A 23,088-nucleotide genomic window follows, 5' to 3' on the forward strand; every position below is an offset into this window, starting at 1 on the left:
GTTCGGGACCGCGACGTCCGGATGTCGCTGGTGTCGGCTCAGCCGGCGTGCTTCTGGATGAGATCACCCAGGCGCGGCAGGGCCTCGACGACGTGCTTCTTGGCCGAGGGGCGCAGCGAGTCGTAGACCTTCTTGACGCCGGACTTCGACGTGCCGGCGATGCGCTCGTCGGTCACGCCGAGGAGAGCGTCGGCGACGACCTCGCCGCGGGCGACCAGGAAGTCCGCGAACGAACCGTTGCCTGCGTACTCCACCCAGAACGGCTGGAGCTTCTCGACGAATTCGGGCAGCAGACCTTCGACGGCACCCGGCACGATGCCCGGGCCGACCTTCTTCACTGCTGCGTAGCCACCCTTGAGGGCGAGACCGGACGCACCCTTCTTGTCCGACACCTCAGCATCGATCAGGGCTTCGACGTCTGCCTTGACCGCCGGGAACTTGTCGGCGCCGAGGAGGGCATCGCCCAGAGCTGCAACCACTTTCACTGCCTCCGTAGATGTGACACTTGTGACCGTTGGGACGCGGGGAACGATATACGACGATTCCGTGCGGTCACAGTCCGCGTCCGGCGAGGTCGTCACAGTCCGCGTCCGGCGAGCACCGTACGGCACCGACGCACCCGCTCGCACCACCACTCGACTCGATCGGGATCGGCCCGCAGCGCGTCGAGCCGCTCGGGTTCGGGCTCGACCGCGACGACATCGAGCGCTCCGTCGGACATGTGCAGAGCCGGCGCGACGTCGGCTTCGAAGAAACCACCCGTGCCCAGCCCGCAGGCGTACGGGAGGTCGGGCAGGGCGGCTGCCGCCGCGAGACCGGTGGCGATTCCCACCGCGGAGTCGAGGGCGCTCGAGACGACCACCTCGACGCCGTGCCCGGCGAGTTCGTCGGCGAGCGCGACGAGGCGTCGGACCCCACCGAGCGGCGAGACCTTCACGACGGCGACGTCCGCTCCCCCGGCCCGCACGACCCGCAGGGGATCCTCGGCGCGGCGGATGCTCTCGTCCGCCGCGATGCGCACCCCGGGCAGTCGCCGGCGCACCTCGACGAGTTCGGGGACGGTCGCGCACGGCTGCTCGGCGTATTCGAGCGGACCGTCGGCGGTGAACGCCGTGAGGGCGCGGACGGCCTCGTCCACGCTCCAGCCGCCGTTCGCGTCGATCCGGACGTGGGGCACGTGTTCGCGCACGGCCCGGACGCGAGCGACATCCTGCGCGAGATCCTGGCCCGTTTCGGCGACCTTCACCTTCGCGGTGCGCGCGCCGGGGAACCGGGTGAGCACCTCGGGGACGCGCTCCGGGCCGATGGCGGGCACGGTCGCGTTGACCGCGATCCGGGAGCGGCGCGGAGCCGGATGGCCATGCCAGGCGGCTTCGATCGCCGACTGCAACCAGTGCGCCGCCTCGTCGTCGCCGTATTCGGGGAACGGTCCGAACTCGCCCCACCCGGCGGGTCCGCTCAGCAGCAGCACCTCGCGTTCGGTGATGCCGCGGAACCGGACGCGCATGGGCAGCGAGACGACGACTGCCCCGTCGAGCAACTCGTCCGCGGACGGGAGGGGCAGCGCGGACGGGAGGGGCAGGGAGGTCACGGCTGGCCCGGCAGCAACTGGACCATCAGCGCCTCGCAGTCGGCGAGGAGGTTGCCGTCGACATCGCGCAGTTCGGCCTTGCAGAAGGCCTTGCGACCGTCCACGCGGTCCACCCAGCCGTCGACGACGAGTTCGGTCTCGATCGGAGTGATCCTGCGGTAGTCGACGTGGAGATAGGCGGTGCGGGCGATCGGGCGGCCGTTGGCGTGGATGACCATGCCGAACAGGTCGTCGAACAGCAGTGGCAGCGTGCCGCCGTGCGCGGCCCCGTTGCCTCCGAGGTGGTAGCGGCGGAAGACGCCGCGCTCACGGACACCGTCCGGTCCGTACTTCTCGATCGTCCACGGCAGCAGCAGCGCGCTGCCGCGTCCGGGCAGGTCGACGTTGAATCCGGCGGGCGAGCGGCCCTCGGGCACGGCGTGCTCGGCGAGCAGGCCGACGAGTGCCTCGGTCTGCTCGATCGCGCGGTCGACGACCTCGTCCGGCGGGTTCGTGGAGACCATCAGATCCTGCAGACGCCGGAAGGTCTCGACGAGGCGACCGTAGTTCGGCCCCGCCTTCACCGGTTCGTAGACCGGGAATCCGCCGTGGTGTTCGTAGTCGTCGCGGGGATCGGTCTGCTCGGTCATGGTTGTGCACGTTATCGGGCGGCAGCGCACGTCGCCGAGATGTCCGGCCCTTTATGGTGACGAGGTGACCTTCGATCCAGAATTGTGGCGCCCGGTACCCGGGTTCGAGAACCTCACCGACATCACCTATCACCGACACGTCACGCAGGGCACGGTCCGCGTCGCGTTCGATCGTCCCGAGGTGCGCAACGCCTTCCGTCCGCACACCGTCGACGAGCTCTACCGCGTGCTCGATCATGCGCGGACCACCTCCGACGTGGGCGTCGTGCTGCTCACGGGCAACGGCCCGAGCCCGAAGGACGGCGGGTGGGCCTTCTGCTCCGGCGGCGACCAGCGGATCCGTGGCCGTAGCGGCTACCAGTACGCGAGCGGCGAGACCGCCGACACCGTCGACAAGGCCCGCGCGGGCCGGTTGCACATCCTCGAGGTCCAGCGGCTGATCCGGTTCATGCCGAAGGTCGTCATCGCTGTGGTCAACGGCTGGGCCGCCGGTGGCGGTCACAGCCTGCACGTCACGTGCGACCTGACGCTCGCCTCCCGTGAGCACGCCCGCTTCAAGCAGACCGATGCCGACGTGGGCAGCTTCGACGGGGGCTACGGCAGCGCCTACCTCGCCAAGATGGTCGGCCAGAAGTTCGCGCGGGAGATCTTCTTCCTCGGCGACACCTATACGGCCGAGGAGATGCACCACATGGGTGCGGTGAACAAGGTCGTCGACCACGACGAGCTCGAGAACGTCGCGCTGGAGTGGGCGCAGAAGATCAACGGCAAGTCGCCGCAGGCGCAGCGCATGCTCAAGTACGCCTTCAACCTGCAGGACGACGGCCTCGTCGGTCAGCAGTTGTTCGCGGGCGAGGCCACGCGTCTGGCCTACATGACCGACGAAGCGATCGAGGGTCGCGACGCTTTTCTCGAGAAGCGCGAGCCCGACTGGTCGCCCTACCCGCACTACTACTGATCCTGACGCGACGAACCGGACTTCGCCCCTGCTACAGCAGGTGCAAAGCCCGGTTCCCCGCGCAGGGAGGGGTCGTCCGACGGAAGGTCAGACGCAGTCGCGGCAGTAGGCCTGCTCGCCGGCGCCCGTCGCGCGACGGCTGTGGTGCTGGACGAGGAAGCAGCCCATGCAGGTGAACTCGTCCGACTGCTTCGGCAGGACCTGCACCGAGAGCTCCTCCGCCGACAGTGCCGAGAGGTCGGCGCCGGGCAGGTCGAGGGTCTCGAGGATCTCGCCCTCGTCGGTGTCGGCGGCCGCGGTGGGCTTGATGTCCAGCTCGTCCAGGGCAGTGCCACCGCCGCCCAGGATGTCGGTGGTGCGGGGAGCGTCGTAGTCGGTCGCCATGGCAGTTCTCCTCACTCGTTGTCGGCGGTGCCGCGCAGCCGCGGTAACGGCTGTGTCGGATCCGCTGTGGCAGGCCGGCGCTGTCATGGGCACCGTTGCCGTCAGTAATGTCCCATCGAAAGCTTCGTCAAACACATATGTTCAGTTACGTTCGAACCGTGTGCTCTCGGGCACACTGTGGGACATGACCGATCGCCAGAGTCCGCGAACCGCCCACACCCGCCCGGAAAGCGTCTCCGACGCCACTGTGAAAGCGACCGGCAAACTGTCCGAGGCCCTCGAGACCGTCGAGCAGGCGCGAGGCCATCTCTATGCCTTCCACCAGCTGATGGGCCGCGCCGATCTGCTCACCGGCGACGCCGAGGAGTTGTTCCGCGAGGCCGGGCACGACGAGATCGCCGAGCGGCTCGGCACCGAGATCATCGGACGCAACATCGCCGAGGGTCGCTGGACCTTCCAGCTCGTCGAGGAGTTCGACGACGGCTACTGGTCGGACTTCCGCACGTTCGAGAAGCAGGTGCGCGACGAACTCGTGGAGGGCCGGCGCCATCTGTTCGAGGCCGAGATGAAGGAATCGCGGCGCACGCACGGCCGCCGCCATCACGAGGCCTGCCCGGCCGAGGAGCAGTGACCGTGGAGATCCTCAGCAGCCGCACCATCCTCCGTCCGCGCGACCCCGAGGCCGCCCTCGAGTTCTACGGTTCGACGCTGGGACTGGCGATCGCCCGCGAGTATCCCGGCGGAACCGTCTTCTTCGCGGGGCAGTCGCTCATCGAGATCGCCGCGCACGGCCGATCCGACGACAGCGACGAAATGTTCCACGGCGCCCTGTGGCTCCAGGTGCGCGACGTCTACGACGCCGAGGCCGAACTGGCGCTGAAGGGCGTGCGCATCGTCCGGGGTGCGAAGCAGGAGCCGTGGGGACTGCGCGAGCTGTGGATCGCGGATCCCGAGGGGATCCCGATCGTCCTGGTGCAGATCCCCGAGGACCATCCCTTGCGGCGCGACCTCCGTTGACGAACGGAGGTACCCGGGCACGGCCGGAGGCAGTCGCGCGACGCCGGTGATCTTGCACACAAGCCGTGCGGTCTGCTCTGCACTCCGCTCATGGTCGGAGTCCGAAAGAACCGGTCGGGTGTGACGGCGAGACGCAGAATTCACATCCCCGTCGCTGTACATTCACCTGCCCGCTACCCCACAATCGACAGACGTGACCGCAGAGTTCGTCGTGCTCCTGGTGGTGGTCGTCACTGCCCTCGCTTTCGATTTCACCAACGGCTTCCACGACACCGGCAATGCCATGGCGACATCCATCGCCACCGGCGCCCTCAAACCCAAGACCGCGGTCACTTTGTCCGCGACTCTCAACCTCGTCGGCGCCTTCCTGTCCGTGGAAGTCGCCGCGACCGTCGCGAAGGGTGTCGTCGACCTCGACACCGTCGGCGGTACCGATCTGTTGCTCATCGTCTTCGCCGGTCTGGTCGGAGCGATCCTCTGGAACATCTCGACCTGGCTGTTCGGTCTGCCGTCCAGTTCGTCGCACGCCCTGTTCGGCGGTCTCGTCGGCGCTGCACTGGCGTCGATCGGTGTCCAGGGCGTCGTGTGGGACGGAGTCCTGGGCAAGGTCCTGCTTCCCGCCGTGCTCGCGCCCGTCATCGCGGCGCTGGTGTCCACGGTGGGCATCTGGTCGATGCACCGCCTGACCCGACCGGTCGCCACCGAGCACCGCGACCGCGGCTTCCGGCTGGGACAGATCGGCACGGCGTCCCTGATGTCCCTCGCGCACGGCACCAACGACGCGCAGAAGACGATGGGCGTGATCTTCCTGGCCCTCGTCGCCCACGGCACCATCACCGCCGACACCGAGATGCCGTTCTGGGTGAAGGTCGCCTGTGCCGTCGCGATCGCACTCGGCACCTATCTCGGTGGCTGGCGCATCATCCGCACGCTGGGCAAGGGCCTCGTCGAGATCGCCCCGCCGCAGGGCCTGGCCGCCGAGTCGTCGTCGGCCGCCATCATCCTCACCTCGAGCCATTTCGGTCTGCCGCTGTCGACCACGCACGTCGCCACGGGGTCGATCCTCGGAACGGGTCTGGGCACCAAGGGCGCCGAGGTGCGCTGGTCGGTGGCGCGACGGATGGTCGTCGCGTGGGTCATCACCCTGCCGTGCGCCGCGGTCGTCGGAGCGATCTGCTGGGCGCTCGCCCACCTCATCGGCGGCATGTCCGGCGTGCTCGTCGTGTTCGCAATCCTGTGCGCCCTGGCCCTGTTCATGTGGCTGCGCTCGCGCCGGCAGCCCGTCGACGCCTCCAACGTCACCGCCGACTGGGACGACAAGCTCGCCTCGGCGCCGGGTGCCTCCGAAACGGTCAGCAGGGAAGGACGCTTGTGAACCTGTTGACGCACACCCTCGATTCCCTCTGGCAGGTCGTTCTCGTGGGCCTGCTGCTCGGCGCCGGCCTGCCCTCCCTGTTCGCCCTGGGGGTCCGCGCGCTCGACACCGGTCGGGGCAGCGACGGCATACCGAACCCCGTGGCGCGGACCGCCGCGGTGCTGTGCTTCGCCGTGGTCGCCTGCGCGATCCTGGCGGGAATCCTCCTGCTGGCGTCCGATTTCCTCGCCGGAACGTTCGGCATCGACATCTTCTGATCGGAGTGACGGGTGGCTCTCCCGCCGTTTCTCGCTTCCATCGTCGAGTGGCTCCGCGCCGGTTACCCCGAAGGGGTACCGGAACAGGACTACGTACCCCTGTTCGCACTGCTCGCGCGGCGCCTGTCCGACGAGGAGGTCGCCCAGGTCGCCGACACCTTGGTCGAGGACGGTGACCTGTCGATCAACCGCATCGACATCGCGGTCCTGATCAGCAAGATCACCAACAACATGCCGTCGCCCGACGATGTGGACCGGGTCCGCCGCCAGCTCGAGGCAGGCGGATGGGACACGACACAATACGATCTGTGACCACACTCGAGCTCCTGCCCGTCCCTGCCGGGTCCGCCGTCCGCTCCGTGCTGCCCACCCTGCAGCGCATGCTCGACGGTGACGGACCGGCTCTGCTCCCCGTCCCCGCCGGGGACGAGCGGGAGACGCTCCGACTCACCGCCGCACTGAGCCCCGGTGAACCCGTCGCGGACGGCGTGGGACTGGTGGTCGCGACCTCCGGCACGACCGGGACCCCGAAGGGTGCCATGTTGTCCGCGCAGGCGCTGCGCGCGAGCGGCGACGCCACCCACGCCCGGCTGGGCGGGACGGGCTCGTGGCTCCTGGCCCTGCCCGCCCATCACATCGCGGGCATGCAGGTGCTGCTGCGCAGTCTGCTCTCCGGAACCGAACCCGTCGTCGTCGACGTGTCCGCCGGTTTCGATCCTGCGGATGTGCCGGCGGCGGTGGATGCCATGCCGGGCCCCCGCCGGTACAGCTCGATGGTTCCCACGCAGCTGATCAAGGCCCTCGACCATCCCGACGCCACCGCGGCGCTTGCCCGCCTCGACGCGATCCTGCTCGGTGGGGCCGCGACTCCCGTGCCAATCCTCGACCGCGCCCGCGCGGCCGGCATCACCGTCGTGCGCACTTACGGCATGAGCGAGACCTGCGGCGGCTGCGTCTACGACGGCGTGCCGCTCGACGGCGTGTACGTGCGCGTCGACGGGGACTCGCGGGTGTGGCTCGGCGGCGCCACGCTCGCCTCGGGCTACCGGAACCTGCCCGACCATCCTGCCTTCGCCGAACCCGGCTGGTTCCGCACCGACGACGCGGGCATGCTCGACGACGGGGTCCTGCGCATCCTGGGACGGCTCGACGAGGCCATCTCGACCGGTGGGCTCACCGTGGTCCCCCAGGTGGTCGAGGCCGTGCTCGTCGAGCACCCGGCCGTCCGGGAGGTCGCGGTGGTGGGTCTGCCCGACGCCCGGCTCGGTCAGCGCGTCGCGGCGGTCGTCGTGCCCGTCCCCGGCGCGACGCCGACGCTCGCCGAACTCCGCGACCACGTCGAGGCCACGCTCGATCCCACTGCTGCGCCGCGTGAGCTGCAGGTCGTCGACACGCTGCCGCTGCGTGGACCGGGCAAGGTCGATCGCCGCGCCCTCGTCTCGCGCTTCTCCTGACGGGGTGCGCACGACGCGGCAGGCAGGCCCGGGTGCGAAGATCGATCCATGGCAACGGCTGGTCAATGGCTCGAAGGCGCTCGTCCGCGCACCCTCCCCAACGCGATCGCACCCGTCCTGGCGGGCACGGGCGCTGCGGCGTGGCTCGGTGAGGCCGTGTGGTGGAAGGCGCTGCTGGCACTGGTCGTCGCGCTCGGACTGATCATCGGCGTGAACTTCGCCAACGACTACTCCGACGGCATCCGCGGCACCGACGACGAGCGGGTCGGCCCGATGCGGCTCGTGGGTTCGGGGGCGGCGAGCCCCGGCGCTGTCAAGCGCGCGGCGTTCGTGTGCTTCGGCATCGCGGCCGTCGCGGGACTCGCTCTCGCCGTCACGACCGCCTGGTGGCTCGTGCTCGTCGGCGCGGTCTGCATCGCCGGGGCCTGGTACTACACCGGCGGAAAGAACCCGTACGGCTACAGCGGCTTCGGTGAGATCGGCGTCTTCGTGTTCTTCGGGCTGGTCGCGGTGCTCGGCACCCAGTTCGTTCAGGCCGGTCGCGTCGACTGGGTGGGTCTGGCCTGCGCGGTCGCCGTCGGCTCGATCTCGACGGCCGTCCTGGTGACGAACAATCTCCGCGACATCGCCACCGACGCGGAGACCGGCAAGCGGACCCTGGCGGTCAAGCTGGGCGACCCGAGGACCCGCACGCTCCACCTGGTGCTGGTCGTCGTGCCGTTCGTGATGTCGCTCGTGCTGGTCGCGGCGACGCCGTGGGCGCTCGCCGGCTTCCTCGCCGCACCGTTCGCGGTCCGCGCGCACAAACCGGTGCGGGCCGGTGCCCTCGGTCTCGCGCTGATCCCGGCGCTCAGCGATTCGGGTGTCGCGATGCTCGTGTGGGCGGTAGCCACCGCGCCCGCGCTGGCCTTCGGCTGACCATGACGCGGGCGCGGCGGACCGGGTCGCGGGCGGACGGGATCAGTCGCGGTCCGGGACGACCAGGCCGAGGACGAAGTTGACGATCGCGATGATCACGCCGCCCCACAGCGCCGCCCAGAAACCGTCGATCGTGAGGCCGTACTCGGTGAATCCGCTCAGCCACGCGGTGAGCATGAGCATCAGCGCGTTGACGACGAGCAGGAAGAGCCCGAGGGTGAGGATCACCAGCGGCAGCGACAGCAGCTTCACCAGCGGCTTCACGAGTGCGTTGACGACGGTGAAAATGGCGGCCAGCACGACGAGCGAGATGACCTTGCGGGTCGTGTCGGAGGTGCCTGCGGGATCGGTGAAGTCGATCCCGTCGACCAGCTCGACCGCGAGCCACAGACCGACCGCGTTGATGATCAACCGCAGTATCAGAGAAATCATGGTGCCACTGTGGCACACCGAACTCGGTCTCGTAACGGGCAAATCGGGCCCATCCGGGATCGCCCCTCCCCCTCAGGGGCCTCTCAGCGACGGACGGTAGCGTCGGCCGGCGTGCGTTCACGTCTTCTCCCCCTGCTTCTCGCTGTAGCCGGTCTGCTCCTCGTGGGCACGGGTTCGGTCTTCGCCTGGCTCGACCGCCCCCAGACGACGGTCGCGACCGTCTCGGAAGAGCCGAGTCCCTCTGCGGACGGCGTCGACGAGGCGCGGAGCAATCTGCAGCGGGCCGGACTTCCGCTGTCGGTGCTCGACGGCGGGGTCGGTCAGCTGACGGAGGGCAGCACCCAGCTCGACGACGGTGCCCACCAGCTCTCCGACGGTCTCCGGCAGGCCCGTGACGGCGGGGAGCAGCTCGCCGACGGTCTCGGACAACTCGACGGCGGTGTCTACATGCTCGGCGACGGTGCCCGCCAGGTGAGCGGTGGCGTCGACGAGGTGGTCGACCGGCTCTCCGGTTTCGGGGAGATGCAGGGCGACGTCACCGCGCAACTCGCAGCTGTCGCCGACACGCTCGGTGCGTCTGCAGATCCGGTCTCGCAGGGCGCGGCCGGCCGACTGCGCGGGCTCGTCGAGACCCTCGACACGCAGGGCCTCGGACCGGACACCCTCGCCCAGCTCGGGCAGTTGCGCGACGGCGCACGGCAGCTCGCCTACGAACTCACCGATCCGAACGCGCAGTTCGTTGCGGGCATGGCGCAGGCCGCCGACGGCTCGCGACAGCTCCGCGACGGCCTCGTTCTCCTCGACGACGGTGGCCGAGCCCTGACGGACGGCACCGGACAGCTGGTCGACGGTGTGGGGCCGGTGGCCGACGTCGTCGGTGGCATCGCCGACAACGTCCGGTCGGCCACCGAAGCGCTGCCGCGCACCGCGCCGGCCGCTACGGACACGCAGGCTGCGGAGGTCACGGCGACATCGGATCGTCAGTGGTGGCCGTTCGCGACGATCGCGGTCGGCACGCTGCTGCTCGTCGCGGCGACGGTCGTCCCGCTCGTCGCCGGGCGTCCGCTCGCCGTCGCCCCCGCGCAGCCGACCCGGTAACCACCCGAAGGCTCGACGACCTCAGGCAGCGGCGTCGAGGTGGCCGCTCAGACGCTGACGGAGCTGCGCGCGCGGCACGTGCGCTTCCACGAGGGCGCCGGTCGCCGGATCGTCGCTGCGCAGCAGTCCGAGGAGGATGTGTTCGGGACGGATGACCCGTTCGCGGCGTGCGATGGCCTCCCGCAGCGCGAGTTCGAGCGACTTCTTCGCCGCCCGGTCGAACGGGATGTGACCGAGCCGGTTCGCGACGCCCCGCCGATCGGCGCTCTTCCCGTCGAGCACCCCCTTGCCGAAGGCCGCTTCGAGACGGCTCCGGACCTCGTCGAGATCGATCCCGATCGCTTCGAGCGCCGCGGCGTCCTCGTCACCGAGCGGGGCGTCGGCGGTGCGGGCGGCCCGGTCGGAGCGGAGCCCGTCGACCGTGAGACCTTCCTCTGCGAGCAGGACCCGCAGCGGTTCGTCCGCAGCGACAGCGGCCCCGATGAGCAGGTGCGACGCCTCGATCCGGGGATCGCACACCCGGATCGCCTCCTGTTGCGCTGCGACAACGGCGGACCTGGCACCGTCGGCGAATCGTTCGAACATGTCGATCACCTGCGCTTCCGATTGTGCTTCTGATGGACCGCCTGGCGGCTGACACCGAGCTCGTCGGCGATGGCCTGCCAGGACCAACCTCGCTCACGGGCATTCGTGACCTGGACCTCCTCGAGCCGTTCCAGCAGCCGGCGCAGGGCACGCACGGCGCGCAGGCCCACTGCGGGATCGGAGCTCGCGGCGGCAGCGGCGAGGGTGGTGGCTTCACTCATGTTGTCAATATAGGTTGACACCGAGGGCACGTCAACGACGATTGACAGAAACGGAATCTGCGCAGGTGGTGAAGGCTCTACCGGCACCAGCCGCCGGTGGTCGCGAACTTCTCCAGCACCGCGAGCGGCCCTGCGAGGTCCATCCCCTCGGCAGCGACCCACTCGTCGGAGAAATAAGTGTCGGCGTAGCGCTCGCCGCCATCGCACAGCAACGTCACGACGCTGCCCTCACGGCCCTCCGCGAGCATCTCGGCGATCAGGCCGAAGGCTCCCCAGAGGTTCGTGCCGGTCGAGCCGCCCACCCGACGTCCGAGCACGGTGCTCGCGTGCCGCATGGCGGCGATGGACGCCGCGTCGGGCACCCGCACCATCCGGTCGACGACCTCGGGCACGAAGGACGGCTCGACGCGCGGACGTCCGATCCCCTCGATACGCGAGGGCATGCCGGTCGTGTAGTCGGCCGATCCCGTCTCGAACCCGCCGAAGAACGCCGAGTTCTCCGGGTCGACGACCGCCAGCCGTGTCCGGTGACGGCGATAGCGGATGTAGCGGCCGAGGGTCGCGCTCGTGCCGCCGGTTCCGGCGCCGACGACGATCCACTCCGGCACGGGATGACGCTCGAGACGCATCTGCGAGTAGATACTCTCGGCGATGTTGTTGTTGCCCCGCCAGTCGGTGACCCGCTCGGCGTTCGTGAACTGGTCCATGAAGCAGCCCCCGAGCTCGTCGGCGAGCCGCTGAGCCTCGGTGTAGATCTCGGGCGGGCGGTCGATGTAGTGGCACCGGCCGCCCTGCGCCTCGATGAGCGCGACCTTCGCCGGTGAGGTGCGGCGCGGTACGACGGCGACGAAGTCGAGGCCGAGGAGTCGCGCGAAGTACGCCTCACTGACCGCGGTGGACCCGGACGACGCCTCGATGATCGGGGTCCCTTCACGGATCCAGCCGTTGCACAGGGCGTAGAGGAACAACGAGCGCGCGAGACGGTGCTTGAGGCTGCCCGTGATGTGCGTCGACTCGTCCTTCAAGTACAGGTCGATGCCCCAGTCCGCGGGGAGGGGGTAGCGGAGCAGGTGGGTGTCGGCGCTGCGCTGGGCGTCGGCCTCGATGAGCCGGACCGCGTTGTCGACCCAGTCCCGGGGTGCGCTGCGGTCGACGACCGCACCGGTCGCCGTCACCGCCCGTTCTCGCCGCGCATGCGCTTCTCGAGGTCCGCGCGTTCGGTGCGCCGACGCTCATCGACCGCGGCGATGCCCACGTTGACGCGGCGCCGAAGCGACGCGAAGAGCACGAGCGAGACGGGCAGGGCGATGAGCACGGCGAACAGGGCCGCGACGAGGAGGGGGATTTCCACCCCGAATGCCCGCGGAACGTAGAGAATGAGCAGAGTGAGCACGACCACGAGGGCGAGTCGGGCCACCGAGTACAACGCGACGTCCCGGATCAGAGACCCGGCCCCCGCCTGACCGTCGGCGGCCGTGGCGCCCTCACCGTGAGGGTGTGGAGTGCGCTGGGAGGGGGTATCCGAGGGTTCGTTCCGGCGTTCGTCGTTCACCACTCCAGGTTAACCGGCCGCCCGGACGACGAGCTCCGCGTCGATTTCCGTAAGTCGGACATCCGTCCGTTTTGTCTATTACTTCCGCTTTACCAACCGTAGACCGTTCGAGCAACCAGGGGTATCGGTGCCACCATGGGCTTGGACATCCCGATCGAACAACTCGATCGCGTCGAACAACACGATCACGACAACCGGGAGGACATTCGCAATGAGCGCACCCACTTTCAACGGCGCGAAGGAATCCCTGCTGACCCCGGGCCAGGTGGCGGCACTGTTCCATGTGGATCCCAAGACCGTCACCCGGTGGGCCCACGCCGGCCGATTGGGCTCGCTGCGGACCCCCGGTGGCCATCGCCGCTTCCGTGAGTCCGAGGTCCTGGCGCTTCTCCGCTCCCTCACGACCGAAGCGACACGCTGATCCGAGACAGCAGAATCCGCACCTCCGGCGTACACCTGCCGGATCCCGGCCGACCACCCGCGGAACCCACGTGCCGGACCGGGTTCCTCCCACCTAGAATGTGGACGAACCGGTCTGCGGTCGCCGCGGCCCGGAGGTGCACGGCGAGGGCACGTCCTCGTCCGGCACCACCACGGTCAGGAGGTGCAACGTGCTCTATCTGTTGGCACTCATCGGTGCGGTGACACTCGCCGTCCTGCTGTGGAAGGCGTACGGTCCCACATCTCGTCCGCCGTCCCGCGTGATGGGGCCTGACGACGATCCCGACTTCCTGTGGAAGGTCGATCGCGAGGTGCACCGCCGCCGGAGTGGCGACGGCACCGGCGAGTCCGATCAGGAGCGGGGCGACTGACCGTTCGCGTTACGCCGAGCGGTCTGTCACCGCGCGGCGAAACCGTCGGTGATATCCGCGGCGAGTCCGAGCAGGGCGCGCCGCGTACCCGACTGCAACCGGTCCAGGTCGATCTCCGCCCCTTCTTCGAGGTGGGGATCGAAAGGCAGGACGTGGACCGCGCGGCACCGCTGTTCGAAGTGTCGCACCACGAGGTCGAGGTCGACCTTGCCCGACCTCGGCCGCACCGCGTTGACGACGGCCACCGACCGCTCGACGAGTTCGCGATAGCCGTGCGCGTCGAGCCAGTCGAGCGTGGCCGACGCGCTGCGAGCGCCGTCCACCGAACCGGAACTGATGACGACCAGCGTGTCGGCGTTCTCGAGGATCGCGGTCATAGCGGAGTGCATGAGCCCGGTCCCGCAATCCGTGAGCACGACGCTGTAGAACCGCTCGAGAAGACCCAACGTCCGTTCGTAGTCGTCGGCGCTGAAGGCCTCCGAGACCGCCGGATCGGTGTCCGAGGCGAGCACCTCGAGACGATGCGTGTTCTGCGAGGTGTAGGCGCGCACGTCCGCATATGTCTCGAGCAGCGACTGATCGCGCAGCAGCGTGCGCACCGTGGCCGGCGTCTGTTCGGCCACCTTCTGACTCAACGTCCCGCGGTCCGGATTCGCATCGACCGCGACGATCCGATCGCCACGCAGCTCCGCGAAGGTCGAGCCGAGCGTGACCGTGGTGGTCGTCTTGCCCACCCCGCCCTTGAGACTCAGCAGGGCGATCCGATGGCAGCCGTGCAGCGGTGCACGCACCCGCTCGGCCGATTCCTCCTTGCGTTGCTGCCGGGAACTCTCCCCCACGTGCACGCGACCACCGGTCGCCCGGTAGACGACCCGCCGCCAGCCCTTCCGCGGCGGCGCGGCGACCGGACGTACAAGTAGCGACGAGTCCAGCGCCGTCGCGTCCAATGCGTGTCCGTCGAGCCCCGACGACCCGTTACCGGCCCCATTCACCGCGTTCTCCCCCCGTCGACTGTCACGGACGACGGCGCGACGATAGCAGCCTCAGTTGAGCCCGGCGTACGAGTGCAGGCCCGACACGACCATGTTGATGATGAACAGGTTGAACAGCACCGTGACGAAGCCGACGATGTTGATCCACGCTGCGCGGGTGTTCCGCCAGCCGGAGGTCGCACGCGCGTGCAGATAGGCGGCGTAGATGACCCACGAGATGAACGAGACCGTCTCCTTCGGGTCCCAGCCCCAGAAGCGTCCCCACGCCGCCTCGGCCCAGATTGCCCCGAGGATGATGCCGGCGCCGAACAGCGGGAAGCCGATGATCGTCGTGCGGTAGGCGAGCCGGTCGAGGGTCTGCGCGTCGGGCAGCCGCTCGGCGATCGCCGCGAACACACCGCTGCGCTCCTCGCCCTTCGGGAAGCGGATGCGCAGCAGGAACAGCACGCTCGCGACACCCGAGACGAGGAAGATGCCGCTGCCGACGCTGATGATCGTCACGTGGATCGGCAGCCAGAACGATCGGAGGGCCGGCACCACGGGAGCGGCGTCGGCATACAACACCGTCGCCGCGAGGAACATGAGGATCAATACGGGGACCACCAGGTACACCCACATGATCCGGTAGGCCGGCTTGCGGAGGACGATCAGCCCGAAGATCACCGCGGCGGTGCACGCCATCGAGACGAACTCGTACATGTTGCCGAGCGGGAACCGCTCGGTGGCCAGCCCACGCAGGACGATCGAGGCGAGCTGCAGGCCCGCGACCACGACGACGAGCGCGCGTCCCATGTTGCCGAGACGCTGCGACACGGTGCGCTTCGGCGTCTGGTCGATCCGTCCCGGCCCGGTCGCGCGCTCGGCGGGGGCCTGCTGCCTTCCGGCGGCCACGAGTTCGCGTTCCCGCTCCGCCACGACGTCGGCCCGGTGGGTCGCGTACTCGGCGATGAGCAGCAGCAGAGCCAGCACGAGCACCGCGAACGCCGATTCGAAGGCCCAGTCGCTGTACTGCGCGAGGGTGTCGTTCTCTGTCATCAGTTCTTCTTCTCCTGTGCCGCCGGGGCGGAGGGTGCATCGTCGCCGAGAAGGCGCTCGACCAGTCGGTCGAACTCGTCTCCCCATCCGGCCTGATCGGTTCGTGCGAGACCGCCGAGCTCTACTACGGTCCGTCGTTCGCCGTCGCTCACTGTACCGTCCGGGTACGCGCGTGCCCACACTCTGCGTCGTTTGACCAGCAGCGACACGAGCAGTCCGCCCATCATGAAGATCGCCGCGACCAGCACCCACTGCTGAGCCGGGTCGTGGGAGACCTGCAGGTTGACGAAGTCGGTGGCCTTGTCGAATCGCACCTCGGTGCCGTCGGCGAGCGTCACGCTCTCCCCCGGACGCAGGTTGACACGATCCTGCTTCACGAGGCGTCCCTGATTGATCAGTTCCTTGTTGAGCGAGAACAGCGACTGCGGGTTGCCGGTGTCGAGACCGGAGTCGCCCTTGTAGATGTCGATGGCGACAGCCGGGTCCGTCAGGGCGGGGAAGATCGATGTGAGCAGCGTGCCGTGGAAGGACGCCGTCGGCGCGAACAGTCCCTCGATCGCGATCTGGTTCTTCCGGCGCTCGTCGGCGTCGGGGTACATGCCACCGGGCGGGTCGAAGCGCATGGCGCCGCTGCTGAGGAAGGTCGTCGCGTCGTCGGGCGCCCACTGCATCGTTTCGGTGCGGGTCTCGCCGTTCGGCCAGGTGACCGTGAAGGTCGGGGCGTAACCGTGACCCTGTAGGTACACGCGGTCGCTGCCGACCCGCAGCGGATGGTTGACCTTTAATTGCGCGTCGCGCCAGGTGTTCGTGACGAGGTCGTCGCCGTACTGGTACTCGATGTCGGAGGTGAACATCTCGGCCTGGCCGTTGTCGAGATAGTCGGCGACGAAGGTGTTCACCCGCACGCACATGGGGTTCAGACCGGTGCCGTCGAGCGTGCTGCCGGCGCGGAACGAGTCGAAGGAGGCGGGCGAGGTGGTGCAGAACTCCTCACCGTTCGCGACGAGGATGCGCTGCCCCTCGTAACCGAAGAGCTTGCCGGCGGCGACGGCGACGAGCAGCCCGACGAGGGAGATGTGGAAGACCAGGTTGCCGGCCTCGCGCAGATAACCCTTCTCGGCGGACAGGGTCACCTCGCCGTCACGCCCGCGGGCACCGCCCTCGCGGCGCACGACCTTCCAACCGCGCAGCTCTTTCTGGATCCGGTCGAGGGCGTCGGCGGGGGCCTCGGCCACCATCGTCTGTGTGTGGTGCGGCAGGCGCTGCAGGTTGCGCGGCGCGGCGACCGGCGGGGTGCGCAGGGCGTGGAAGTGCTCGACGCAGCGCGGCAGGATGCAGCCGACCAGCGAGACGAACAGCAGCACGTAGACGGCGGTGAACCAGAAGCTTCCGAAGACGTCGAACAGCTCGAAGCGGTCCATGATCGGTCCGAGCGTCGGCCGGGCCGCGATGTACTCGTCGACCTTCTGGGTGTTGAGGCTGCGCTGCGGCAGGAGTGCGCCCGGGATCGCGGCGAGCGCGAGCAGGAACAGCAGGACCAGCGCGGTCCGCATCGACGTCAGGCCGCGCCAGGTGTTCCGCACGAAGGCCGTGGCACGTCCGAACGCGGCCTGTCGCGGCGGAGGCGACGGCTGCGGTGCGGGGGTCGGGGTGTGTGTCGCGGTCATACGGGCAGAGTCACTTCCGAGATGAACGAGTCACGGACCCAGGACACGAACAGGTCCCACGCACCGGTGACGAGAGCGATGCCGACGGCCATGAGCATCAGGCCACCGACGATTTGCACGGTCCGCGCGTGGGTGCGCAGCCAGCCCACCCCGCGCAGCGCCCGCGCCGAACCGAGCGCGAGCACGACGAACGGCAACCCGAGGCCGAGGCAGTAGGCGACGATCAGCGTCACCCCGCGTGCCGCGGTGGTGCCCTCGGTGCCCGCCGCGAGCGAGATGACGCCGGCGAGGGTGGGACCGAGGCACGGGGTCCACCCGAGCGCGAACACCGCGCCGAGCAGCGGGGCTCCCGCAAGGTTCGAGATGCGCCGGGGCGCCGGACGCGTGTCGCGCTGCAGGACTGGGATGAGACCGATGAAGACCAGACCCATCACGATGGTGACGACACCACCGATCCGCATGAGCAGTTCGCGGTTGACGGCGAGCGCGGAGATCGCCCCGAACACCGAGGCCGTCGCGAGGACGAACACCACGGTGAATCCGAGGACGAACAGCCCGGCGGCGCCGGCCACCCGGAGGCGGCCGTCGCTGCGGACGGTCGTGGTGCGGGCACCGGCCTGCTCGGCGGTGACGGCGGGGGCTTCGGCTCCCACCACTCCGGCGAGGTAGGACAGATAGCCGGGAACGAGCGGCACGACGCACGGCGATGCGAAGGAGACGAGACCGGCGAGCAGGCACGCGCCCATCGCCAGCAGCAGCGGACCCGACAGGGCCGCGTTCTGGAAGGTCTCCCCGACACCCGACGCAAGGATCACTGTTACTGCTCCGAATCCGGTTCCGCCGCGACCCGTTCGACGACCGGTTGCAGGTCCTCGGCGAGCAGTTCGGTCAGGTAGACCGCAGCCACGCGGTGCTCACGGTCGAGGACGACCGTCGTCGGCACGACCGAGGTCGGGTAGTTGCGGCCGAGGGCGAGCAGCGACCGCATCGGCGGGTCGTAGATCGACGGGTAGCCGATCCGCTGGTCGGTGACGAAGTCCTGGGCCTTGTCGCGCTGATTGTCGCGGACGTTGATGCCGAGGAACTGCACCCCGAGATCTTTGGTGGCCTCGTAGACCTCCTCGAGATCGTCGGCTTCGCTGCGGCACGGCGCGCACCACTGGCCCCACACGTTGAGCACGACGACCTGGCCCTCGTAGTCGTCGAGGGAGATGGTCTCGCCCTCGTTCATGAGGTCCTCGCCGGTGAGCTCACCGAGGGTGCCCCGGTCGGCCGGGGGGTCGTAGAAGATGCGGGTCTGCCCGCCGGGCGAGACGAAGTCGAACGTTCCCCCGGTGGCGACGGCGTCGTCCCCGGTGGCGCAGGAGGTGAGAAGGACGGCACCGCAGATCGCGGCGACCGTCGCCCGGAACACCTTTCTCATGCGCCGTGGACGTTCGGGTCGGAGGCGCCGGCCGGCTCGGAGTAGACCAGGTCGACGAGGGTGTCACCCTCGTAGACCAGGGAGGTCAGCGAGGCGAGGCTGCACTGGCGGCGACGCGGGTCGTGCCACAGTCGCTCGCCCTCGAGGAAGCGGCGCAGCGTCCACACCGGGAGTTGGTGGCTCACGCACACCGCTTCCCGCCCCACCGCGGCCACGCGGGCCGCGTGGACGGCGGCGAGCATGCGGTGGGCGATCTGCAGGTAGGGCTCGCCCCAGGAAGGGGTGAACGGATCGCGCAGCTTCCACCAGTGGCGCGGGCGGCTGAGCGCACCGTCGCCGACCGAGACCTTCAAGCCCTCGAAGTCGTTGGCCGCCTCGATGAGGTTCTCGTCGGTGCGGATCTGCAGTCCGTGCTTCTCCGCGATCGGGGCGGCGGTCTGCTGGGCCCGTTCGAGCGGGGACGCGACCACGTGTGCGATGTCGTGGTCGGCGAGCGACGCCGCGACCGCACGTGCCTGGGCCTCACCGGTCACCGACAGCTTGAAGCCGGACAGGCGGCCGTAGAGGATTCCGGAGGGGTTGTGGACCTCTCCGTGGCGGAGCACGTGCACGATCGTGCGGGTCTCGGACGGGGCGGCGTCGGTCACGTCGATGTTCCTCGAGGGGTGTGGGAGGGGCGGATCGGGCTGGGCAGGCAGGAGAGCGGTGCTACGGCGCGGTCGCCGCGGCGGCCGCGCGCGCGGCGTGCGGCAGCGCGTCGGCGACCCGCGAGAACGCGTCGTCGTCGAGCGCGGACGAGACGAACCACGTCTCGAAGGCACTCGGGGGTGCATAGACGCCGCGCTCGAGCAGCGCGTGGAAGAAGGCCGGGAAGCGCCAGGTCTGCGCGGCCTTGGCCTGCTCGTAGTTCGTCACCGGCTCATCGGTGAAGAAGACGCTCAGCAGCGTGCCGGCATTCTGGACGCGGTGCGGCACCCCTTCGGCGGCGAGTGCCTCCCCCAGCAGACGCCCGAGGGTCTCGGAGTTGCGGTCCAGGTTGGCGTAGACCTCGGCGTCGGCGGCACGCAGGCTCGCGAGACCGGCGGCCACGGCGACGGGATTACCGGACAGGGTGCCGGCCTGGTAGACCGGTCCGCTCGGGGCGAGATGGGCCATGACGTCGGCGCGGCCACCGAAGGCCGCGGCGGGCAGACCTCCGCTCATGACCTTGCCGAAGGTCATCAGGTCGCCGGAGACACCGTCCATGCCGTGCCAGCCGGTCGGGCTCGCGCGGAAGCCGGTCATCACCTCGTCCATGATCAGCAGCGCGCCGTGCTCACGGGTGAGCTCGCGCAGGCCCTCGTTGAAGCCGGACACCGGCGGGACGGTGCCCATGTTGCCGGCGGCGGCCTCGGTGATGACCGCGGCGATCTCACCGGGGTTCGCCTCGAAGGCGGCGCGCACGGCGGCGAGGTCGTTGTAGGGGACGACGATGGTGTCGCCCGCCTGGGCGCCCGTGACGCCGGGCGAGGTGGGCAGACCGAAGGTGGCGAGGCCGGAACCGGCGTCGGCGAGCAGCGCGTCGACGTGACCGTGATAACAACCCGCGAACTTCACGATCTTCGACCGTCCGGTGAATCCGCGCGCGAGACGGACGGCGCTCATCGTCGCCTCGGTGCCGGAGTTGACGAGCCGGACCTGCTCGACGGGTGCGATGCGGGCGACGATCTCCTCGGCGAGTTCGACCTCACCCTCGGTGGGGGCACCGAACGACAGACCCGCCGGCGCGGTGGATCGGACGGCCTCGACGACCGCCGGATGCGCGTGCCCGAGAATCATCGGGCCCCAAGAACACACCAGGTCGACGTAGGTTTTTCCGTCGACGTCGGTGAGCAGCGGACCCGATCCCGATGCGAAGAAAGGAGGATTGCCGCCGACCGATCCGAACGCGCGGACCGGAGAGTTGACGCCCCCCGGTGTCACCTTCGATGCCCGGTGGAAGAGTGCGGCGGATCGAGTGTCGTGGGTGGACGAAGCATCGGGGGTCGCAGTCACGACTTCCAGTGTCCGTAGTTTCGCGGGATTTGCCAAAAACAGTGGTCCTCAAACCTCATGTGTTTTTTCTCCCTTACCAGGAAAAAGGGACACCGTGAGTGACTTGTCGCACCTATCGTCTGAGGCATGCCGACGACAGCCGAACACCTGCGCATCGCACTCGACGGTGCGTGGCACGAAGCACGCGAACGCGCACGCAAGGATCTCGCGCACGAGAAGTTCGCACCGCACTACACCCCCGAGACCGACAAGGCGCGCGCCATCACGCTTGAGCAGATGCGCATCCTCGCCGAACACGGCTATGCCGCGGCGGGCTTCTCCGTCGAGTCCGGCGGCACGGGCGACGCGGGCGGCGCGGTCGCATCCATCGAGATGCTCGCGATGTCCGACCTGTCGCTGATGGTCAAGGCGGGCGTGCAGTGGGGCCTGTTCGGCGGTGCCATCGAGAACCTCGGCACCGAGCGGCACCACGAGAAGTACGTCAAGCAGCTCATCGACCTCGACGTGCTCGGCTGCTTCGCGATGACCGAGACGGGCCACGGCAGCGACGTGCAGTCGCTCGAGACCACGGCGACCTATGATCCGGACACCCAGGAGTTCGTGATCCACTCCCCCACCCCGTCGTCCCGCAAGGACTACATCGGTGGCGCGGCGCAACACGCCCGGTTCGCGGCCGTCTTCGCGCAGCTCGTCACGCAGGGTGAGACGCACGGTGTGCACTGTTTCGTCGTCCCGATCCGCGACGAGGACGGCAACGACCTGCCGGGTGTGACGACCTCCGACTGCGGTTACAAGGGCGGCCTGCCGGGTGTCGACAACGGCCGCATCGTCTTCGACCAGGTGCGCATCCCCCGGGAGAACCTGCTCAACAAGTACGCGGACGTCGAACCGGACGGCACCTACGCCTCCGACATCGACAACCCGAGCCGACGGTTCTTCACGATGCTCGGCACGCTGGTCCGCGGGCGCATCACCGTCGGCGGCTCGGCGGGTGCGGCGGCGCGGGTCGCGCTGAGCATCGCCACCCGCTACGCCGAGAAGCGTCGCCAGTTCGACGCCCCCGGGCGCGACGGCGAGGTGCCGATCATGGACTATCTCGTCCACCAGCGGCGCCTGCTCCCGCTGATCGCCCGCTCGTACGCGCTCGGCTTCGCCCAGAACGAGCTGCTCACGACGATGCACCGGCTGCAGTCGACGTCGTTGCAGGAACTCGACGCGCAGGAACAGCGCGAACTCGAGGGTCGCGCGGCCGGCCTCAAGGCCGCCAACACCTGGCACGCGTCGCGGGCGATACAGGAGTGCCGCGAGGCGTGCGGTGGTGCCGGCTACATGGCCGAGAACCGGCTGACGGCGCTGCGCGCGGACGTGGACGTGTTCACGACCTTCGAGGGCGACAACCACGTCCTGACCCAGCTGGTCGCGAAGGAACTGCTCACGGCCTACGCCGACGAGGTGCAGGGCATGAGCCCGGTGGAGTGGATGCGCTTCGCCGCGACCACCATCTCCGACATCGTCAAGAAGCGCACCGCGGCGCAGCAGATCATCCAGACAATCGTCGACACCCGCCAGGACAACGAGGAGGACGGCAGCCTCTTCGACCGCGGCACCCAGGTGACGATGTTCGAGGACCGTGAGCAGTACCTGCTGTCCACTGCGGCCCGGCGCCTGCAGGCCGCGATGAAGCGTGAGGACAACCCGTTCGACGCCTTCAACTTCGTGCAGGACCACGTTCTGCACGCCGCCCGCGCGCACATCGACCGGGTCGTGCTCGAGGCGTTCGTCGCCGCGATCGAGGACTGCAAGGACGAGACCGCCCGCGACCTGCTGTCGGAGCTGTGCGATCTCTACGCACTGACGATCATCGACGAGGACAAGGCGTGGTTCATGGAGCACCGCCTGCTGTCGGTCGAACGCGCCAAGGCCGTCACACGCGGGATCAACGAGCGGTGCCGCAGCCTGCGTCCGCACGCGTTGACGCTCGTGGACGGGTTGGGTGTGCCCGACTACCTGCTCGGCTCGGCCATGCTCGACCGTGAGGGAGCGGTCGTCCCACCTCAGGACGTCGCAGTCTGACCGGGTTCGCCGACGAGCTCGCCGAGCCGTGCTCGCAGCTCGTCGGCGTCCTTCGCCCACGCCCGCACGAACGTTCCTCCGATGAGCCGCAGTCCGACGGGCTTGCGGCCGCGCGGCACATCCGCCAGTTCGCCGAGGCTCCGGGCGGTCTCCCAGCGTTCCGGATCGCGCCGGTCGTCCGGTGGCGGCGGCAGCACCGCCTCGATCTCGGCGACCGGCAGTTCCTCGGTGCCCTGCCGCAGGACCGTGGAGGTGAGCTCGACGCTGACGTGCCGACGAGCAGCCACGACCATCACGTAGGAAAAGCCGGCGAGCACGATCGCGATGATCGGCAGCGCGACCCAGTGCACGACGGGGCCGGTGAACAGTTCGACGACGAGGGCCACGACGCAGACCAGCGGGCCGATGGCGACCGTGCGCCAGCGCGCTCCGGGTTCGTGGAACAGCGGCCCGGCCGGGTCGGTGCCCATCGGATCAGGGGTTGCCGGATCAGGGGTCGCCGGATCTGGGGCCGTCGGGTCGGTCAAGCGGCGAACGCGCCGGGGATCACCAGCAGCACGGTGGTCACCAGTCCGAGGAGG

At 69.3% G+C, this 23,088-nt stretch carries 29 protein-coding genes; 12 read left to right on the top strand and 17 right to left on the bottom strand.

All coding sequences use genetic code 11. The features are described 5' to 3' along the window. Nucleotides 1–38 precede the first annotated feature (38 nt). From QR64_RS12395 to QR64_RS12405, 3 genes are all read right to left on the bottom strand, one after another. Nucleotides 39–479: a DUF6918 family protein gene (locus QR64_RS12395; protein WP_006552306.1), complete on the bottom strand. Its 441-nt coding sequence runs from the start codon at nucleotides 477–479 to the stop codon at nucleotides 39–41. Nucleotides 480–577: 98 nt separating this feature from the next. Beyond that, entirely contained in the window at nucleotides 578–1,582 is a 1,005-nt protein-coding gene (locus tag QR64_RS12400) for an o-succinylbenzoate synthase (protein ID WP_084222334.1), read from the bottom strand. Nucleotides 1,583–1,587: 5 nt separating this feature from the next. Then, on the bottom strand, nucleotides 1,588–2,220 hold the full coding sequence (locus QR64_RS12405) for a PaaI family thioesterase (RefSeq protein WP_006552307.1): 633 nt from the start codon (nucleotides 2,218–2,220) through the stop codon (nucleotides 1,588–1,590). 64 nt (nucleotides 2,221–2,284) lie between these two features. Here QR64_RS12405 and QR64_RS12410 point away from each other — a divergent pair, with 64 nt between their 5' ends. After that, nucleotides 2,285–3,178 (top strand): 1,4-dihydroxy-2-naphthoyl-CoA synthase, encoded by an 894-nt coding sequence (locus QR64_RS12410; protein ID WP_006552308.1) that lies wholly within the window; start codon nucleotides 2,285–2,287, stop codon nucleotides 3,176–3,178. Nucleotides 3,179–3,265: 87 nt separating this feature from the next. On the opposite strand, the gene QR64_RS12415 is transcribed toward QR64_RS12410, so the two are convergent. Beyond that, nucleotides 3,266–3,562 (bottom strand): DUF4193 domain-containing protein, encoded by a 297-nt coding sequence (locus QR64_RS12415; RefSeq protein ID WP_006552309.1) that lies wholly within the window; start codon nucleotides 3,560–3,562, stop codon nucleotides 3,266–3,268. Nucleotides 3,563–3,746: 184 nt separating this feature from the next. On the opposite strand from QR64_RS12415, the gene QR64_RS12420 reads away from it, so the two are divergent. The 7 genes from QR64_RS12420 to QR64_RS12450 all read left to right on the top strand — a co-directional run bounded on the left by QR64_RS12420 (nucleotide 3,747) and on the right by QR64_RS12450 (nucleotide 8,583). Further along, complete coding sequence (locus QR64_RS12420) at nucleotides 3,747–4,193, top strand: hypothetical protein (RefSeq protein WP_024101700.1); 447 nt, start codon at nucleotides 3,747–3,749, stop codon at nucleotides 4,191–4,193. A 2-nt stretch (nucleotides 4,194–4,195) separates the two neighbouring features. Then, nucleotides 4,196–4,579 carry a VOC family protein gene (locus QR64_RS12425; protein ID WP_024101701.1) on the top strand — a complete coding sequence of 128 codons (384 nt, stop codon included), beginning with the start codon at nucleotides 4,196–4,198 and terminating at the stop codon, nucleotides 4,577–4,579. A 193-nt stretch (nucleotides 4,580–4,772) separates the two neighbouring features. After that, nucleotides 4,773–5,954: an inorganic phosphate transporter gene (locus QR64_RS12430; protein ID WP_039585386.1), complete on the top strand. Its 1,182-nt coding sequence runs from the start codon at nucleotides 4,773–4,775 to the stop codon at nucleotides 5,952–5,954. Continuing rightward, nucleotides 5,951–6,211, top strand: coding sequence for a hypothetical protein (locus QR64_RS12435; protein ID WP_039585388.1), 261 nt, complete (start codon nucleotides 5,951–5,953; stop codon nucleotides 6,209–6,211). Before QR64_RS12430 ends, QR64_RS12435 begins: the two co-directional genes overlap by 4 nt. Nucleotides 6,212–6,223: 12 nt before the next feature. Beyond that, nucleotides 6,224–6,523, top strand: coding sequence for a DUF3349 domain-containing protein (locus QR64_RS12440; RefSeq protein WP_006552314.1), 300 nt, complete (start codon nucleotides 6,224–6,226; stop codon nucleotides 6,521–6,523). After that, nucleotides 6,496–7,665 (top strand): o-succinylbenzoate--CoA ligase, encoded by a 1,170-nt coding sequence (menE, locus tag QR64_RS12445; RefSeq protein WP_411908078.1) that lies wholly within the window; start codon nucleotides 6,496–6,498, stop codon nucleotides 7,663–7,665. The genes QR64_RS12440 and menE overlap by 28 nt, the downstream gene beginning before the upstream one ends. A gap of 48 nt (nucleotides 7,666–7,713) precedes the next feature. Next, nucleotides 7,714–8,583: a 1,4-dihydroxy-2-naphthoate polyprenyltransferase gene (locus tag QR64_RS12450; RefSeq protein ID WP_006552316.1), complete on the top strand. Its 870-nt coding sequence runs from the start codon at nucleotides 7,714–7,716 to the stop codon at nucleotides 8,581–8,583. Nucleotides 8,584–8,625: 42 nt separating this feature from the next. On the opposite strand, the gene QR64_RS12455 is transcribed toward QR64_RS12450, so the two are convergent. After that, the gene (locus tag QR64_RS12455) at nucleotides 8,626–9,015 is read right to left on the bottom strand and encodes a phage holin family protein (RefSeq protein WP_033096110.1); all 390 of its coding nucleotides are present in this window, start codon (nucleotides 9,013–9,015) and stop codon (nucleotides 8,626–8,628) included. Between the two features lie 111 nt (nucleotides 9,016–9,126). On the opposite strand from QR64_RS12455, the gene QR64_RS12460 reads away from it, so the two are divergent. After that, on the top strand, nucleotides 9,127–10,113 hold the full coding sequence (locus tag QR64_RS12460) for a membrane protein (RefSeq protein WP_039585391.1): 987 nt from the start codon (nucleotides 9,127–9,129) through the stop codon (nucleotides 10,111–10,113). 21 nt (nucleotides 10,114–10,134) lie between these two features. On the opposite strand, the gene QR64_RS12465 is transcribed toward QR64_RS12460, so the two are convergent. The 4 genes from QR64_RS12465 to QR64_RS12480 all read right to left on the bottom strand — a co-directional run bounded on the left by QR64_RS12465 (nucleotide 10,135) and on the right by QR64_RS12480 (nucleotide 12,474). Beyond that, entirely contained in the window at nucleotides 10,135–10,698 is a 564-nt protein-coding gene (locus QR64_RS12465) for a Clp protease N-terminal domain-containing protein (protein WP_024101708.1), read from the bottom strand. Nucleotides 10,699–10,703: 5 nt separating this feature from the next. Beyond that, nucleotides 10,704–10,919 carry an HTH domain-containing protein gene (locus tag QR64_RS12470; protein WP_006552320.1) on the bottom strand — a complete coding sequence of 72 codons (216 nt, stop codon included), beginning with the start codon at nucleotides 10,917–10,919 and terminating at the stop codon, nucleotides 10,704–10,706. Between the two features lie 77 nt (nucleotides 10,920–10,996). Then, a complete protein-coding gene (locus QR64_RS12475) occupies nucleotides 10,997–12,094 on the bottom strand; it encodes a PLP-dependent cysteine synthase family protein (RefSeq protein WP_006552321.1) in 1,098 nt (365 codons plus the stop codon). Beyond that, nucleotides 12,091–12,474 (bottom strand): DUF4229 domain-containing protein, encoded by a 384-nt coding sequence (locus tag QR64_RS12480; protein WP_006552322.1) that lies wholly within the window; start codon nucleotides 12,472–12,474, stop codon nucleotides 12,091–12,093. The genes QR64_RS12475 and QR64_RS12480 overlap by 4 nt, the downstream gene beginning before the upstream one ends. Before the next feature lie 208 nt (nucleotides 12,475–12,682). Here QR64_RS12480 and QR64_RS12485 point away from each other — a divergent pair, with 208 nt between their 5' ends. Together QR64_RS12485 and QR64_RS12490 are read left to right on the top strand one after the other, a co-directional pair. Next, nucleotides 12,683–12,892: a BldC family transcriptional regulator gene (locus tag QR64_RS12485; protein WP_006552323.1), complete on the top strand. Its 210-nt coding sequence runs from the start codon at nucleotides 12,683–12,685 to the stop codon at nucleotides 12,890–12,892. Nucleotides 12,893–13,082: 190 nt separating this feature from the next. Then, nucleotides 13,083–13,283: a hypothetical protein gene (locus QR64_RS12490; protein WP_024101710.1), complete on the top strand. Its 201-nt coding sequence runs from the start codon at nucleotides 13,083–13,085 to the stop codon at nucleotides 13,281–13,283. Between the two features lie 26 nt (nucleotides 13,284–13,309). Here the strand turns inward: QR64_RS12490 and QR64_RS12495 are convergent, their stop codons facing one another. The 7 genes from QR64_RS12495 to hemL all read right to left on the bottom strand — a co-directional run bounded on the left by QR64_RS12495 (nucleotide 13,310) and on the right by hemL (nucleotide 20,434). Continuing rightward, nucleotides 13,310–14,275, bottom strand: coding sequence for a MinD/ParA family protein (locus QR64_RS12495; RefSeq protein WP_039585392.1), 966 nt, complete (start codon nucleotides 14,273–14,275; stop codon nucleotides 13,310–13,312). A 51-nt stretch (nucleotides 14,276–14,326) separates the two neighbouring features. Continuing rightward, nucleotides 14,327–15,310, bottom strand: a complete 984-nt coding sequence (ccsB, locus tag QR64_RS12500) for a c-type cytochrome biogenesis protein CcsB (RefSeq protein ID WP_006552326.1) — start codon at nucleotides 15,308–15,310, stop codon at nucleotides 14,327–14,329. Next, nucleotides 15,310–16,977 (bottom strand): cytochrome c biogenesis protein ResB, encoded by a 1,668-nt coding sequence (locus QR64_RS12505; RefSeq protein WP_019291208.1) that lies wholly within the window; start codon nucleotides 16,975–16,977, stop codon nucleotides 15,310–15,312. The genes ccsB and QR64_RS12505 overlap by 1 nt, the downstream gene beginning before the upstream one ends. Then, nucleotides 16,974–17,792: a cytochrome c biogenesis CcdA family protein gene (locus QR64_RS12510; protein WP_006552329.1), complete on the bottom strand. Its 819-nt coding sequence runs from the start codon at nucleotides 17,790–17,792 to the stop codon at nucleotides 16,974–16,976. Before QR64_RS12510 ends, QR64_RS12505 begins: the two co-directional genes overlap by 4 nt. Before the next feature lie 2 nt (nucleotides 17,793–17,794). Further along, on the bottom strand, nucleotides 17,795–18,400 hold the full coding sequence (locus QR64_RS12515; RefSeq protein WP_006552330.1) for a TlpA disulfide reductase family protein: 606 nt from the start codon (nucleotides 18,398–18,400) through the stop codon (nucleotides 17,795–17,797). Further along, nucleotides 18,397–19,047 (bottom strand): histidine phosphatase family protein, encoded by a 651-nt coding sequence (locus QR64_RS12520; protein WP_006552331.1) that lies wholly within the window; start codon nucleotides 19,045–19,047, stop codon nucleotides 18,397–18,399. Before QR64_RS12520 ends, QR64_RS12515 begins: the two co-directional genes overlap by 4 nt. A gap of 61 nt (nucleotides 19,048–19,108) precedes the next feature. Then, nucleotides 19,109–20,434, bottom strand: coding sequence for a glutamate-1-semialdehyde 2,1-aminomutase (hemL, locus tag QR64_RS12525; protein WP_039585394.1), 1,326 nt, complete (start codon nucleotides 20,432–20,434; stop codon nucleotides 19,109–19,111). Nucleotides 20,435–20,560: 126 nt separating this feature from the next. Between hemL and QR64_RS12530 the strand changes: the two genes are divergently transcribed. Continuing rightward, nucleotides 20,561–22,507, top strand: coding sequence for an acyl-CoA dehydrogenase (locus QR64_RS12530; protein WP_019291205.1), 1,947 nt, complete (start codon nucleotides 20,561–20,563; stop codon nucleotides 22,505–22,507). On the opposite strand, the gene QR64_RS12535 is transcribed toward QR64_RS12530, so the two are convergent. After that, the gene (locus QR64_RS12535; RefSeq protein WP_006552334.1) at nucleotides 22,489–22,977 is read right to left on the bottom strand and encodes a hypothetical protein; all 489 of its coding nucleotides are present in this window, start codon (nucleotides 22,975–22,977) and stop codon (nucleotides 22,489–22,491) included. The genes QR64_RS12530 and QR64_RS12535 overlap by 19 nt on opposite strands. Between the last annotated feature and the right edge of the window lie 111 nt (nucleotides 22,978–23,088).

The sequence above is a fragment of the Rhodococcus sp. Chr-9 genome, assembly GCF_000801125.1.
Taxonomy (GTDB): domain Bacteria; phylum Actinomycetota; class Actinomycetes; order Mycobacteriales; family Mycobacteriaceae; genus Rhodococcus; species Rhodococcus pyridinivorans.

Excerpts from the sequence above, each read along its gene's own strand:
- QR64_RS12405 (WP_006552307.1), bottom strand. The coding sequence starts at position 2,220 with ATGACCGAGCAGACCGATCCCCGCGACGACTACGAACACCACGGCGGA.
- QR64_RS12415 (WP_006552309.1), bottom strand. The coding sequence starts at position 3,562 with ATGGCGACCGACTACGACGCTCCCCGCACCACCGACATCCTGGGCGGC.
- QR64_RS12420 (WP_024101700.1), top strand. The coding sequence starts at position 3,747 with ATGACCGATCGCCAGAGTCCGCGAACCGCCCACACCCGCCCGGAAAGC.
- menE (WP_411908078.1), top strand. The coding sequence starts at position 6,496 with ATGGGACACGACACAATACGATCTGTGACCACACTCGAGCTCCTGCCC.
- QR64_RS12450 (WP_006552316.1), top strand. The coding sequence starts at position 7,714 with ATGGCAACGGCTGGTCAATGGCTCGAAGGCGCTCGTCCGCGCACCCTC.
- QR64_RS12455 (WP_033096110.1), bottom strand. The coding sequence starts at position 9,015 with ATGATTTCTCTGATACTGCGGTTGATCATCAACGCGGTCGGTCTGTGG.
- QR64_RS12465 (WP_024101708.1), bottom strand. The coding sequence starts at position 10,698 with ATGTTCGAACGATTCGCCGACGGTGCCAGGTCCGCCGTTGTCGCAGCG.
- QR64_RS12470 (WP_006552320.1), bottom strand. The coding sequence starts at position 10,919 with ATGAGTGAAGCCACCACCCTCGCCGCTGCCGCCGCGAGCTCCGATCCC.
- QR64_RS12485 (WP_006552323.1), top strand. The coding sequence starts at position 12,683 with ATGAGCGCACCCACTTTCAACGGCGCGAAGGAATCCCTGCTGACCCCG.
- ccsB (WP_006552326.1), bottom strand. The coding sequence starts at position 15,310 with ATGACAGAGAACGACACCCTCGCGCAGTACAGCGACTGGGCCTTCGAA.
- QR64_RS12505 (WP_019291208.1), bottom strand. The coding sequence starts at position 16,977 with ATGACCGCGACACACACCCCGACCCCCGCACCGCAGCCGTCGCCTCCG.
- QR64_RS12515 (WP_006552330.1), bottom strand. The coding sequence starts at position 18,400 with ATGAGAAAGGTGTTCCGGGCGACGGTCGCCGCGATCTGCGGTGCCGTC.
- QR64_RS12530 (WP_019291205.1), top strand. The coding sequence starts at position 20,561 with ATGCCGACGACAGCCGAACACCTGCGCATCGCACTCGACGGTGCGTGG.
- QR64_RS12535 (WP_006552334.1), bottom strand. The coding sequence starts at position 22,977 with ATGGGCACCGACCCGGCCGGGCCGCTGTTCCACGAACCCGGAGCGCGC.